The 11,947-nt window shown below is 74.3% G+C and carries 14 protein-coding genes; 9 read left to right on the top strand and 5 right to left on the bottom strand.

Annotation, left to right across the window (positions count from 1 at the left end; all coding sequences use genetic code 11):
• Positions 1-23: 23 nt before the first annotated feature.
• The 5 genes from AC5WRL_RS05290 to AC5WRL_RS05270 all read left to right on the top strand — a co-directional run bounded on the left by AC5WRL_RS05290 (position 24) and on the right by AC5WRL_RS05270 (position 4,313).
• Positions 24-1,175 carry a glycosyltransferase family 4 protein gene (locus AC5WRL_RS05290; protein WP_496087106.1) on the top strand — a complete coding sequence of 384 codons (1,152 nt, stop codon included), beginning with the start codon at positions 24-26 and terminating at the stop codon, positions 1,173-1,175.
• 82 nt (positions 1,176-1,257) lie between these two features.
• Positions 1,258-1,713 carry an SRPBCC family protein gene (locus tag AC5WRL_RS05285; protein ID WP_496087105.1) on the top strand — a complete coding sequence of 152 codons (456 nt, stop codon included), beginning with the start codon at positions 1,258-1,260 and terminating at the stop codon, positions 1,711-1,713.
• A complete protein-coding gene (locus tag AC5WRL_RS05280) occupies positions 1,710-2,762 on the top strand; it encodes an ArsA family ATPase (RefSeq protein ID WP_496087104.1) in 1,053 nt (350 codons plus the stop codon). The genes AC5WRL_RS05285 and AC5WRL_RS05280 overlap by 4 nt, the downstream gene beginning before the upstream one ends.
• A 46-nt stretch (positions 2,763-2,808) precedes the next feature.
• Positions 2,809-3,318: a DUF5304 family protein gene (locus tag AC5WRL_RS05275; protein ID WP_496087103.1), complete on the top strand. Its 510-nt coding sequence runs from the start codon at positions 2,809-2,811 to the stop codon at positions 3,316-3,318.
• A 53-nt stretch (positions 3,319-3,371) separates the two neighbouring features.
• Positions 3,372-4,313, top strand: a complete 942-nt coding sequence (locus AC5WRL_RS05270) for an ROK family glucokinase (RefSeq protein WP_496087102.1) — start codon at positions 3,372-3,374, stop codon at positions 4,311-4,313.
• 20 nt (positions 4,314-4,333) lie between these two features.
• On the opposite strand, the gene AC5WRL_RS05265 is transcribed toward AC5WRL_RS05270, so the two are convergent.
• Entirely contained in the window at positions 4,334-4,873 is a 540-nt protein-coding gene (locus tag AC5WRL_RS05265; RefSeq protein WP_496087101.1) for a hypothetical protein, read from the bottom strand.
• Positions 4,874-4,922: 49 nt separating this feature from the next.
• Here AC5WRL_RS05265 and AC5WRL_RS05260 point away from each other — a divergent pair, with 49 nt between their 5' ends.
• Complete coding sequence (locus tag AC5WRL_RS05260; protein ID WP_496087100.1) at positions 4,923-5,630, top strand: endonuclease/exonuclease/phosphatase family protein; 708 nt, start codon at positions 4,923-4,925, stop codon at positions 5,628-5,630.
• Positions 5,631-5,647: 17 nt separating this feature from the next.
• Here the strand turns inward: AC5WRL_RS05260 and AC5WRL_RS05255 are convergent, their stop codons facing one another.
• Positions 5,648-6,223, bottom strand: a complete 576-nt coding sequence (locus AC5WRL_RS05255; protein ID WP_496087099.1) for a hypothetical protein — start codon at positions 6,221-6,223, stop codon at positions 5,648-5,650.
• Positions 6,210-6,992, bottom strand: a complete 783-nt coding sequence (locus tag AC5WRL_RS05250) for an alpha/beta hydrolase (RefSeq protein ID WP_496087098.1) — start codon at positions 6,990-6,992, stop codon at positions 6,210-6,212. Before AC5WRL_RS05250 ends, AC5WRL_RS05255 begins: the two co-directional genes overlap by 14 nt.
• A 137-nt stretch (positions 6,993-7,129) precedes the next feature.
• On the opposite strand from AC5WRL_RS05250, the gene AC5WRL_RS05245 reads away from it, so the two are divergent.
• From AC5WRL_RS05245 to AC5WRL_RS05235, 3 genes are read left to right on the top strand one after another with little or no spacing between them, the layout of a single operon-like run.
• Complete coding sequence (locus tag AC5WRL_RS05245; protein WP_496087097.1) at positions 7,130-7,843, top strand: lysophospholipid acyltransferase family protein; 714 nt, start codon at positions 7,130-7,132, stop codon at positions 7,841-7,843.
• A gap of 19 nt (positions 7,844-7,862) precedes the next feature.
• Positions 7,863-9,119, top strand: a complete 1,257-nt coding sequence (gene macS, locus AC5WRL_RS05240; RefSeq protein WP_496087096.1) for a MacS family sensor histidine kinase — start codon at positions 7,863-7,865, stop codon at positions 9,117-9,119.
• Positions 9,116-9,796 (top strand): response regulator, encoded by a 681-nt coding sequence (locus AC5WRL_RS05235; protein WP_496087095.1) that lies wholly within the window; start codon positions 9,116-9,118, stop codon positions 9,794-9,796. Before macS ends, AC5WRL_RS05235 begins: the two co-directional genes overlap by 4 nt.
• Here AC5WRL_RS05235 and AC5WRL_RS05230 read toward each other — a convergent pair.
• Both AC5WRL_RS05230 and AC5WRL_RS05225 read right to left on the bottom strand, forming a co-directional pair.
• The gene (locus tag AC5WRL_RS05230; protein WP_496087094.1) at positions 9,763-11,730 is read right to left on the bottom strand and encodes an anthranilate synthase family protein; all 1,968 of its coding nucleotides are present in this window, start codon (positions 11,728-11,730) and stop codon (positions 9,763-9,765) included. The genes AC5WRL_RS05235 and AC5WRL_RS05230 overlap by 34 nt on opposite strands.
• A gap of 100 nt (positions 11,731-11,830) precedes the next feature.
• Positions 11,831-11,887, bottom strand: coding sequence for a trp operon leader peptide (locus AC5WRL_RS05225; RefSeq protein ID WP_496087522.1), 57 nt, complete (start codon positions 11,885-11,887; stop codon positions 11,831-11,833).
• Positions 11,888-11,947 lie beyond the last annotated feature (60 nt).

Raw genomic sequence — 11,947 nt, 5'->3', positions numbered from 1 at the left:
GCCACCCGCTACGCTCGCCCGTGATGCGTAAGACATTGATCGTCACCAATGACTTCCCGCCGCGCCCCGGCGGCATCCAGGCGTTCCTGCACAGCATGGCCCTGCGCCTGGAGCCGGACCGGGTGGTGGTGTACGCCTCCACCTGGAAGCGCGACAAGGAAGGCCGGGCCGCCACCGCCGCGTTCGACGCCGAGCAGCCGTACCCGGTCATCCGGGACCGCACCACGATGCTGCTGCCCACCCCGCGCGTCACCCGGCGTGCCGTCAATCTGCTGCGCACCCACGACTGCGAGTCGGTGTGGTTCGGCGCCGCCGCCCCGCTCGGACTGCTCGGGCCCGCGCTGCGCAAGGCCGGCGCCCAGCGGCTGGTCGCCACCAGCCACGGTCACGAGGCCGGCTGGGCCCAGCTGCCCGCCGCCCGGCAACTGCTGCGCCGCATCGGCGAGGGCACCGACACCGTCACCTACCTCGGCGAGTACACCCGCTCCCGGATCGCCGCCGCGCTCACCGGGGAGGCGGCCGGCCGGATGGTGCAACTGCCGCCCGGCGTCGACGAGAAGCTGTTCCACCCCGGCTCGGGCGGCGAGGCGGTACGCGCCGAACTGGGGCTCACCGACCGCCCCGTGGTGGTGTGCGTCTCCCGGCTGGTGCCGCGCAAGGGACAGGACACCCTGATCCGGGCGATGCCCAGGATCCTGGCCGCCGAGCCCGACACCGTCCTGCTGATCGTCGGCGACGGCCCGTACCGCAAGGATCTGGAGAGGCTCGCACAGGAGAGCGGGGTGGCCGGTTCCGTACGGTTCACCGGCCCGGTGCCGTGGGAGCGGCTGCCCGCCCACTTCGGGGCCGGCGACGTGTTCGCCATGCCCTGCCGCACCCGGCGCGGCGGCCTCGACGTGGAGGGCCTGGGCATCGTCTATCTGGAGGCGTCCGCGACCGGACTGCCGGTGATCTCCGGCGACTCGGGCGGCGCGCCCGACGCGGTGCTCGACGGCGAGACCGGCTGGATCGTCCGCGGCGGGGCGCCCGGCGCCGCCGCCGAGACCGCCGAGCGGATCATCACGCTGCTGCGCGATCCCGGGCTGCGCAAGCGGATGGGGGAGCGGGGCCGCCAGTGGGTCGAGGAGAAGTGGCGCTGGGACCTGCTCGCGCAGCGGCTGCGGGAACTGCTCTAGCGGCGGCCCGCGATAGCCTTCCCGGTGACGAATCCCCCACCCACTGAACGACGACAGCGCGCGGAACAAGGAGCCACCTCCGATGGCCGAACACACCAGGTCGAGCATCACCATCGACGCCACCCCGGCCGATGTCATGGCGGTGATCGCCGACTTCGGCCGCTACCCCGAGTGGACCGGTGAGGTGCGCGAGGCCGAGGTGCTCGGCACGGACGAGCGGGGCCGCGCCGAGCAGGTGCGGCTGGTGCTGGACGCGGGCGCCATCAAGGACGAACACACCCTGGCGTACGCGTGGTCGGACACCGACGAGGTCAGCTGGTCGCTGGTCAAGTCCCAGCTGCTGCGCTCCCTGGACGGCTCCTACCGGCTGGCACCGGTGGACGGCGGCAAGCACACCGAGGTCACCTACCAGCTGACCGTCGACGTCAAGATCCCGATGCTGGGCACCATCAAGCGCAAGGCCGAGAAAGTCATCATCGAGCGGGCGCTGGACGGCCTGAAGAAGCGGGTGGAGAGCGGCGGGGCGATCGCCGGATGACGCCGCCGCGGGTGCTGCTGGTCACCGGCCCGGGCGGCGCCGGGACCACCACCGTCGCGGCCGGCACCGCCCTGGCCGAGGCGCGCCGGGGCCGCACCGTGCTGCTGCTGGGGCGGGAGGTCGGCACCCTGTCCGGGGTGGCGGCGGTGCGGCCGGACGCCGGGCAGTGGTTCCGGGAGGGCGTACTCGGGCTCCAGCGGCAGGCGGGCACCGCGCCGCTGCACGAGGACGAGCTCACCGAACTCCCCGGCAGCGACGGGCTGGCGCTGCTGGCCGCGCTCGCCCGGGCGCACCGCTCCGGGCAGTGGCAGACCCTCGTCGTCGACCTGCCGCCGGTCACCGAGGCGATCCGGCTGCTCGCCCTGCCCGAACTGCTGGCCCGCTACGTACGCCGGCTGCTCCCCGGCGGGCGCCCCGCGTCGCTGCTGGCACAGCTGGCCGGCCTCCCGTACGAGGCGGCCGGCCGCTGGGCGGCGGACCTGGACGGGCTGCACACCCTGCTGACCTCGCCACGGACGGCGGTCCGGGTGGTGGTCGAGCCCACCGTGCGGGCCCCGGCCGCCGTACGGCAGGCCCGGTCCGGCCTGGCCCTGCACGGCCTGGCCCTGGAGGCGGTGCTCGCCAACCGGGTCCTGCCGGCCGGCTCCCCCGACCCCTGGCTGCGCGAACTGGCGGCGGCCCAGCAGGCCGCCCTCGACGCGCTGCCGGCCGAGACCCGCGACATCCCGCACCTGGGCGGCACCCCGGGCGAGGCGGAGCTGACCGAACTGGCCGCGAGCGGCCTGCTGGACCTGGCGCCGGAAGAGGGGATACGGCGCCCGCAGCCGGTACGGGAGGACGCCGCCCCGTACACCTGGCGGCTGCCGCTGCCCGGCGCGACCCGCGCCGAACTGGACCTGGTGCGGCGCGGCGAGGAGCTTTTCATCACCGTCGGCCCCTTCCGCCGAGCCCTGCCGGTCCCGCCCGAGCTGCGGCACCGCGCGGTCACCGGCGCCGCCCTGGAGGAATCGGGAGCCCTCGCCGTACGGTTCGCCCCCGATCCGGAGTAACGTCGAAGGCATCCACGAAGTGCAGCCGCCGTGCCAGGAGCCCGCCATGAGCGAACCCACCGAGCAGCCGTCCGAGCAGTCCCCGGAGCAGCCCACCGAGCGGCCGACCGAGCGGCCGACCGAGCGGCCGGCCGAGCGGCCGACCGAGCGGCCGGCCGAGCGGCCGGCCGAGGCCGATCCGCAGGCTTGGGAGCGGGCCTGTGCGGAAGATCTCGCCGCCGAACGGGCCCGGTTCCGGGAGCGTACGGGGCCCTCCGGGCACGGGGACACCGCCGAGGAGCTGCGCAAGCTCATGACGGCGATCACCGAGGAGGCCGGCCGGATCGGTGCCCGCTTCGGCGCCGACGCGACGCTTCTGGCCGCCCGCGCCAAGTCGGCCGTCAACCCCGATGTGCTCCAGCATCTGTCCAACGCCGGCGCGGAGTTGGTGGCCGCCTACCGGGCAGCGGTGATCGGCTACCAGCGCCAGGCCGGCCAGGACAAGCCGGCCGAGCGGGCCGGGGAGGGCGACGACGGGCCGCCGTCCGGCCCGGCCCAGCGCATTGATCTGGACTGATCGCACGGTACGGTGTTCGCCGGCGGGGATCGACTGACTGTATCGAGGACTTCATGGGACTGACCATCGGCGTTGACATCGGCGGCACCAAGATCGCGGCCGGTGTGGTCGACGAAGAGGGCACGATCCTCGACACCAGCACGGTGCCCACGCCGCCCACCCCCGAGGGAGTGGTGGAGGCCATCGCCGAGGCAGTCAAGACCGTGGGGCGCGGCAGCAAGGCCGAGGCCGTGGGGATCGGCGCGGCCGGCTACGTCGACGACAAGCGCGCCACCGTGCTGTTCGCGCCGAACATCAAGTGGCGGCACGAGGCGCTCAAGGACAAGGTCGAGCAGCGCGTCGGCCTTTCGGTCGTCGTCGAGAACGACGCCAACGCCGCCGCCTGGGGCGAATACCGCTTCGGCGCCGGCGCCGGGCACGACGACGTCGTGGTCATCACCCTGGGCACCGGGCTGGGCGGCGGCATCATCATGGGCGGCCGGCTCTACCGAGGCCGGTTCGGGGTGGCCGGCGAGTTCGGCCACATCCGGGTGGTGCCGGACGGCCTGCTGTGCGGCTGCGGCAGCCAGGGCTGCTGGGAGCAGTACGCGTCGGGGCGGGCCCTGGTGCGGTACGCCCGGCAGCGGGCCAGCGCCACCCCCGACGCGGCCACCATCCTGCTGGCGGAGGGCGACGGCACCCCCGAGGGGATCGAGGGCCGCCATGTGTCCGCCGCCGCCCGGCAGGGCGACCCGGTGGCGATCGACTCCTTCCGCGAGCTGGCCCGCTGGGCGGGCGCCGGGCTCGCCGACCTGGCCTCGCTCTTCGACCCGTCCGCGTTCATCGTGGGCGGCGGCGTCTCCGACGAGGGCGACCTGGTCCTGGAGCCGATCCGCAAGTCCTTCCGCCGCTGGCTGGTCGGCAGCCGCTACCGCCCGCACGCGCAGGTGGTGGCGGCCAAGCTGGGCAACCGGGCCGGACTGGTCGGCGCGGCGGACCTGGCCCGCCAGGGCTGAGCGCCCCGCGCCCCGCCGTCCTACCCGACGGCCGCTTCGGCGAGTTGCCCGGCGTAGTGGTGGCGCCGCCCGGTCAGGGCGGTGGTCACCTCCTCGTCGGTGACCTGGGCCATCTCGTTCAGACACGCCAGCAGGCCCTCCCGGTCGGGGTGGTCGGCGCCCTGGACGTACCGGCGGGTGGCGGCCACCCCAGCGGCGAGCAGCAGCTCGTGCGGGAGACCGCACCAGGTGTCGAAGCTGCGGGACACGGCGTCCCACAGCAACCAGACGTCCTCGGTACGGCACTCCTGCGCGACCCGGAGGGCGGCCAGCTCGATGGTGTGACCGAAGCCCCAGGTGAAGCCGTGCCACTGGGTCTCCTGGACCAGCAGATGGCGGGCGAAGTCCCCGTCATCCGGGTGCGGATCGAGGGTCAGGGCTTCCAGGACCCGCCGCCGGTCCTCCGCGTGGGCATCGACGGGCAGTCCGTCCTCCCCGTCCTGCCCGGAGAACTCCAGCAGCTGCCACCGCTCCGGGTCCGCGCGCCACCAGGACAGGCCGGGTATCGGCGATCGGCTCATGGTGTGCCTTCCGTGAAGTGTGCGGCCGGCGGGGGTTAGCCTCGGGGCCATGCCCGCCGTCGTGCGTCTGCTCAGCTACAACGTCCGGTCGCTGCGCGACGACACCGCCGCGCTGGCCCGGGTGATCCGGGCCTGTGCGCCCGATGTGATGACGCTTCAGGAGGCGCCGCGGTTCTTCGGCTGGCGCCGGCGGGCCGTGCGGCTGGGGCGGGCCACCGGACTCCTGTACGTCACCGGCGGCGCCCCCTCCTGCGGGACGATGATCATGACCACCCTGCGGCCCACGATCGAGCGGGTGGCGGAGGTGACCCTCCCGTACACCCCAGGGCTGCACCGGCGCGGGCTGGCCTGCGCCGTGCTGCGGTTCGGCGCCGACGCGCGGCTGGCCGTGGTCAGCTGCCACCTGGGGCTGCGGGCCGCCGAACGGCGGGCGCACGCGCCGCTCGTACGGGAGCGGCTCGCCGCGCTCGGCGCCCCGGCCGCCGTGCTCGCCGGCGACCTCAACGAGCCACCGGGCGGGCCGGCGTTCGGGCTGCTCACCCGCGATCTCACCGACGCCTGGGCCGCCGCTCCCCGGGGCGGCGAGCACACCTACCCCGCCACCGACCCCGCCGCCCGCATCGACGCCGTGCTCACCACAGCGCCGGTGGAGGTGCTGAGCTGCGGGGTGCCGGCCGGTCTGCCCGGCCTCGACGAGCACGACCTGCGCGCCGCCAGCGACCACCTGCCCGTCCTGGCCACCCTCCGGCTGCCGTGACGGACCGGCCGCGGCCCCTACACCACCGCGCCGCTGCCCGGGTCCGTCCATTCGTCGTCGTGGCCGTCGCGCATCCGGGAGATCAAGGTGGCGAAGCCACCCAGGAAGCCCCCGAGGCCCAGCGTGATGATCCACCAGGTCATCTCCTGCTGGAGCAGCACCGAGCCGAGCAGCAGCAGCGGCCCGCCCAGCACCGCCAGCCAGGCGAACTTGGTGGTCAGATCGGTCTCGGGCAGCGGCGGCGGCTCCGGCGGGACGAAGTGGTCGCCGTCCGGGTCCTCACCGGGGGCGTAGTCACGCGGGCCGCTGCCGGACCACGGGCCGGTGCCCGTACCCGAGACGGTGCCGCCCTCCTCCGTGGCGGTGCCCGCGGTACCGGCCGACTCCGCGCCCGAGCCGTCCGCGCCCGCGCTGCTCTCCGTGGCCGGCGGCACCCGGTCCACCGTGTCGGTCAGATCGAGATCGTCCCCCTTGGGCCACACCCCGGGCGGATCGGCCGGCTCGTCGCCGTAGCCGGCGACGATCTGCGCCCAGGCGGCTTCCTCGTCGATCGGGTCGCGGCCCTCGCCGCGCTCCTGGTCACGTTCCGTCACTGGCGGTCTTCCTCGTCGCGGGGCGGATGACGCGGGTGATGAAGGCGTCCGTCTCCTGAAAGATACGCTCCGCGTCGTGGTCCAGGGTGGCCACGTGATAGCTGTCCGCCAGCACCAGCTCGGTGACATCGGTGGAGGACACCGAGCCCAGCACGACGGCCGAGTCGCCCGGCGGCACCACATGGTCCACCGCACTGTGCATCAGCAGCAGCGGCTGCGTGACCTGCGGCAGTTCGCCGCGTACCAGGTGCACCAGCTGCCGCAGCGCGGACGCGGCGGGCAGCGGCACCCGGTCGTAGCCGACCTCGGGCGGGGCGTCCGGTCTGCGGATGTCGCCCACCACCCCGCGCACGCTGGGCACCACATGCCGCAGCAGCGGCAGCGCGTACCCCTTCAGGCGCGGGAAGGTGATCGCCGGGTTGACGACCGCGACGCCGGCGATCCGGTCGCCGTGCCGGGCGGCCAGCCGCAGCGCCAGGGTGCCGCCCATGGAAAGCCCGCACACGAACACCTGCTCGCAGCGGTCGGTCAGCTCCCGCAGTTCACGGTCGACGGCCGCGTACCAGTCCTGCCAGCCGGTCACCCGCAGATCGCGCGGGTGGGTGCCGTGTCCCGGCAGCAGCGGCAGCGCGACGGTGTGGCCGCGTTCGGCCAGCCGCCGCGCCCACGGCCGCAGGGACTGGGGGCTGCCGGTGAAGCCGTGGCACAGCAGCACTCCGGTGGTCGAGCCCGCGTGGGAGAAGGGTTCGGCTCCGCTCAGCAGCGGCATCGGGGCCTCCGTTCGGCACGGGTCCGGGGTCGGGGTATGGCCAGCCTACGTGCCCCCTGGGGCGCCAAGAACAGTAAATCCCCAGTAGGGTCGGGCACGAAAGAACACAGGAGGTTGGCGGAGTGCTGTACGGCGCGATGAAGATTTCCGTCGGAGCAGGGCTGAAGCTGGCCTTCCGACCCTGGGTGGAGGGCCTGGAGCATGTGCCGGCCGAGGGTCCGGCGATCCTGGCGAGCAATCACCTGTCCTTCTCGGACTCCTTCTTCCTCCCGGTGATGCTGGACCGCAAGGTCACCTTCATCGCCAAATCCGAGTACTTCAACTCCCCCGGGGTCAAGGGGAAGCTGACGGCCGCGTTCTTCAAGGGCGTCGGCCAGCTGCCGGTGGACCGCTCCGGCACGCGCGGGGCGGGGGAGGCGGCGGTGCGCAGCGGCATCGCGGTGCTGGAGCGCGGCGAGCTGTTCGGGATCTACCCGGAGGGCACCCGCTCGCCGGACGGCCGGCTCTACCGTGGCCGGCCCGGCGGGCTGGCCCGGGTCGCGCTGGCGACCGGCGCGCCGGTGCTGCCGGTGGCGATGATCGACACGGAGAAGATCCAGCCGCCCGGCAAGGTGATGCCCAAACTTATGCGGCCGGGCATCCGGATCGGGGCGCCGCTGGATTTCACCCGGTATCAGGGCATGGAGGGGGACCGCTTCATCCTGCGTTCGGTCACCGATGAGGTGATGTACGCGATCATGAAGCTTTCCGGGCAGGAGTACGTGGACACCTACGCCTCGGTGGTCAAGAAGGCCATGGAGGAGGAGGCGAAGCGGAAGAAGGCGGAGGCCAAGGAAGCCACGCCCGACTGACGAGAAGGGGTCCGGGAGGATGCGGCTGGTCGGCAAGGCGGAGACGGCGCGGCGGCCGGCGGCGGAACCGGCCTCCGGCATATCGGTGGAGCAACCGCTGTGGCGGGCGCTCACCGGATACCGGGTGGTCACCCTGGGGTACGCGCTGGCGCTGTTCGGGCTCGGGTACGGGGACTACGGCCGGCCGCTGCTCGGCGCCGGCTATCTGGCGCTGCTGACGGCCTGGACGCTGGCGACGCTCCCCAACGTCACCTCGGCGGAGCGCTGCACGGGCCGCTTCCTGGCGCTGGACCTGACGATGGCGGTGAGCGGCATCCTGCTCAGCTCGCTGGCGGACCCGGCCGGCCGGGTGGGGCCGACGCTGCCCTCGATCTGGGTGGCGGGCGCGGTGATCGCGGTGGCCATCAAGAGCGGCTGGCGGTGGGCGGCGTTCGGGTCGGCGCTGGTGGGGGCCGCCAATCTGGTCGAGGACGGCCACTTCTCGCGCAGCGCGCTGCACAACGTGCTGCTGGTGTGCGTGGCGAGCATCGCGATCGGCTATGTGGTGGAGGTGGCGCGGGCCAGCGAGCGGACCCTGGCCAGGGCGCTGCGGATCGAGGCGGCCAACCGGGAACGGGAGCGGCTGGCCCGCGACATCCACGACAGTGTCCTCCAGACGCTGGCGATGGTGCAGCGGCGCGGCACGGCGATCGGCGGGGAGGCGGCCGAGCTGGGGCGGCTGGCGGGGGAGCAGGAGGTGGCGCTGCGCGTGCTGGTCACCGGGCAGCGGCTGGAGGACGGGGACGGCGCGCCGCCCGCGCCGGGGCCGGTGCCGTTCCGTGCCGAGGACCCGGCCCCGGACCCGGACGCCGAGGTGGATCTGCGGACGCTGCTCACGGCGGCGGCCGGCGGTCCCGGCGGACCGGTCACGTACGCCGGGCCCGGCTGCCCCGTACCCCTGCCGGCCGCCGCCGCCCGTACCGTGGCCGCCGCCGTCGGCGCCGCCCTGGACAATGTGCGCAGGCACGCCGCCGGCCCGGCCGGGGAGCCGGCGGCGGCCTGGATTCTGCTGGAGGACGAGCCGGAGGAGATCACCGTGACCGTACGCGACGACGGCCCCGGCATCCCCGAGGGGCGGCTGGCGGCGGCCGAGGCCGAGGGGCGGCTCGGGGCGGCGCTGTCCATCCGGGGGCGGCTGCGGGAGCTGGGCGGCAGCGCGCGCTGGATCTCGGTGCCGGGGCAGGGCACCGAGGTGGAGCTGCGAGTGCCCAAGCAGCGAAGGGGCGTCCGGCGATGAGCGCGGTCACGGTGATGGTGGTGGACGACCACCCCATGTGGCGGGACGCGGTGGCCCGGGATCTGGGCGCGGCCGGGTTCGAGGTGGTGGCCACGGCCGGGGACGGCCCCCAGGCGGTGCGCCGGGCCCGGGCGGTACGGCCCGATGTGCTGGTCCTCGACCTGAATCTGCCGGGGCTGCCGGGGGCCGAGGTGTGCCGGCGGCTGCTGGCCGGCGACCGGGGCGCCGGGGCGGACCCCGGGCCACGGGTGCTGGTGCTGTCGGCCAGCGGTGAGCAGGAGGACGTGCTGGAGGCGGTGAAGGCGGGGGCCACCGGCTATCTGGTGAAGTCGGCCAGCGCGGAGGAACTGGCCGAGGCCGTACGCCGTACCGCCGAGGGCGACCCGGTCTTCACCCCGGGGCTCGCCGGCCTGGTGCTGGGCGAGTACCGGCGGCTGGCCTCGGGACCGCCGCCCGCGGGCGAGGACGGTCCCGAGGTGCCGCAGCTGACCGAGCGGGAGACGGAGGTGCTGCGGCTGGTCGCGAAGGGGCTCACCTACCGGCAGATCGCCGACCGGCTGGTGATCTCGCACCGCACCGTGCAGAACCATGTGCAGAACACCCTCGGCAAGCTGCAACTGCACAGCCGGGTGGAGCTGGTCCGCTACGCGATAGAGCGCGGGCTCGACACCGAGTGACGCAGCAACTCGGCGACGATCGCCGGGCCGTTCAGCGTCAGTACCGACTCGGGATGGAACTGCACCGAGGCGAAGCCCTCGCCGCGCAGCGCGGACACCTCCCCGGTCGCCGGGTCGCGGCTCACCTCGATGGCGTGCGCGAGCAGTTCGTGCGCGGTGTCGGTGTCACAGCGGGCCGTGAAGGAGTTGTAGCAGCCGACCGTCTCCTGGCGGCCGAAGAAGTCGATCCGCTCCTGCGCGCCCTGGAACGGATGCTCCTTGCGGACGAGTTCCAGGCCCAGCTCGGCGGCGATCAGCTCATGGCCCAGGCAGACACCGAGCAGACCGCCGGCGTGCGGCCCGCCCAGCAAGGCGGCGGTCAGCTCACGCAGCAGCCGCATCTTGGGGTCGCCGGTGTCATTGGGGTCGCCGGGGCCGGGGCCGAGCATCACCGGCCCGGGGTGGGCGGCGGCGCGGGCGGGCAGCCCGGGGGCGTCGAAGCGTTCCACGGTGACGTCGGCGCCGGTGGTGCGCAGCAGATGGGCGAGCATCGAGGTGAACGTGTCCTCGCCGTCGACCACCAGCACCCGCCCGGCCGCTCCGGTGGGGCCGGTGGGGCGGCGCGGGGTGAGGTCCTGCATCCGCAGCCAGAACGGCGCGAGGTCGGCGCGCCGGGCGTCCAGGGCGGCGCGTACCCGGGGGTCGGCGGCCAGTACGGGGGCGGGGGTGCCGCGTACCGGCTCACGGGGCGCGGCGGTCACCGGCTGGCCGAGGGCGGCCAGCACCCCGGCGGTCTTGGCGTGGGTCTCGGCCACCTCGCCGGCCGGGTCGGAGCCGCGTACCAAGGTGGCGCCCACGCCCAGCTTGAGCGCGCCGTCGGCGGCGATGTCCACGGTGCGGATGAGGATCGGCGAGTCCAGGGTCTGGGCGCCGGCCGCGTCGTGTCCCAGCAGTGCCAGGGCACCCGAGTAGTAGCCGCGGCCGGTCGGCTCGTGGCGGCGGATGACGCGGCAGGCGTTCTCCACCGGGCTGCCGGTGACGGTGGCGGCGAACATCGTCTCGCGCAGCACCTCCCGGACATCCAGGGTGCTGCGGCCACGCAGCTCGTACTCGGTGTGCGCCAGATGCGCCATCTCCCGCAGCCGCGGCCCGATCACCACCCCGCCCCGGTCGCCGACCGCGCACATCATCTTGAGTTCCTCGTCGACGACCATGGACAGTTCCTCGATCTCCTTGCGGTCGGCGAGGAAGTCCAGCAGCGCGTCGGGGTCGGGGCCGGTCGCCGGATAGCGGTAGGTGCCGGCGATGGGGTTCATCACGACGGTGCCGCCGCGCATCCGGACATGCACCTCGGGGCTGGCGCCGACCAGGGTGCGTTCGCCGGTGTGCACCACGAAGGTCCAGTACGCGCCGCGTTCGCCGGCCAGCAGCCGCCGGAAGAGCGCCAGCGCCTGGGACCGGCCGAAGCCGTCGATCCGGCCGGTGAACGTACGCCGGATCACGAAGTTGGAGCCCTGGCCGCCGCCGATCTCCTCGCGCAGCACGGTGCGCACCATCTCCTCGTACGCCGCGTCGTCCATGTCGAAGCGGCCGTCGGCGACGGTGACGGGGTGCGCGGGCAGCGCGTCGAGGAGCTGCGGCAGCGGCAGCTCGTCCACCCGGTCGGGGACGAGCACGGACAGCGGGGTGCCGTCGTCGGTCGCCTCGAAGCCGCGCTCGGTGATCTGCCGGAACGGGACCAGGGCCAGCGCCCCGATGCCGGGCCGCTCGGGCAGCGGAATGGCGCCGATCCGGTCAACCGTGCGGACCGGGCCGGTCAGCACCTCGACGGTCCCGGCGCCTGACCGGATCCGCCCCGGGGTGCGGCGGTACAGCAGGGCGAACGGTTCGGTGCCGGCCAGCAGCCGCTCGACGACGGCGCCGGCGGCGGCGGGCGATGGCTCGTGGTGTCCCATGAATGTCCCCAGTGAGTGAGAGCCCCAGGGACGGTGGCCGGATACACCGAAGGCCGCCCCTCGGGCGGCCTTCGCGTCGTGTGGTGCAGGGTGCGCGCAGTCAGTGGGCCGCCGGATGAGCGGGCCACCACCAGTTACGGAGCTGCTGCGTGCGCATGCGGTGGACTATAGCGCCTGCCGTGGCCCCTGTCTCACTTCCCGAACGCGGGGAAACCGA

Source organism: Streptomyces sp. NTD107 (genome assembly GCF_059510435.1).
The sequence above is the reverse complement of the archived record's forward strand: the minus strand, read 5'-3'. Positions and strand labels throughout refer to the sequence as shown.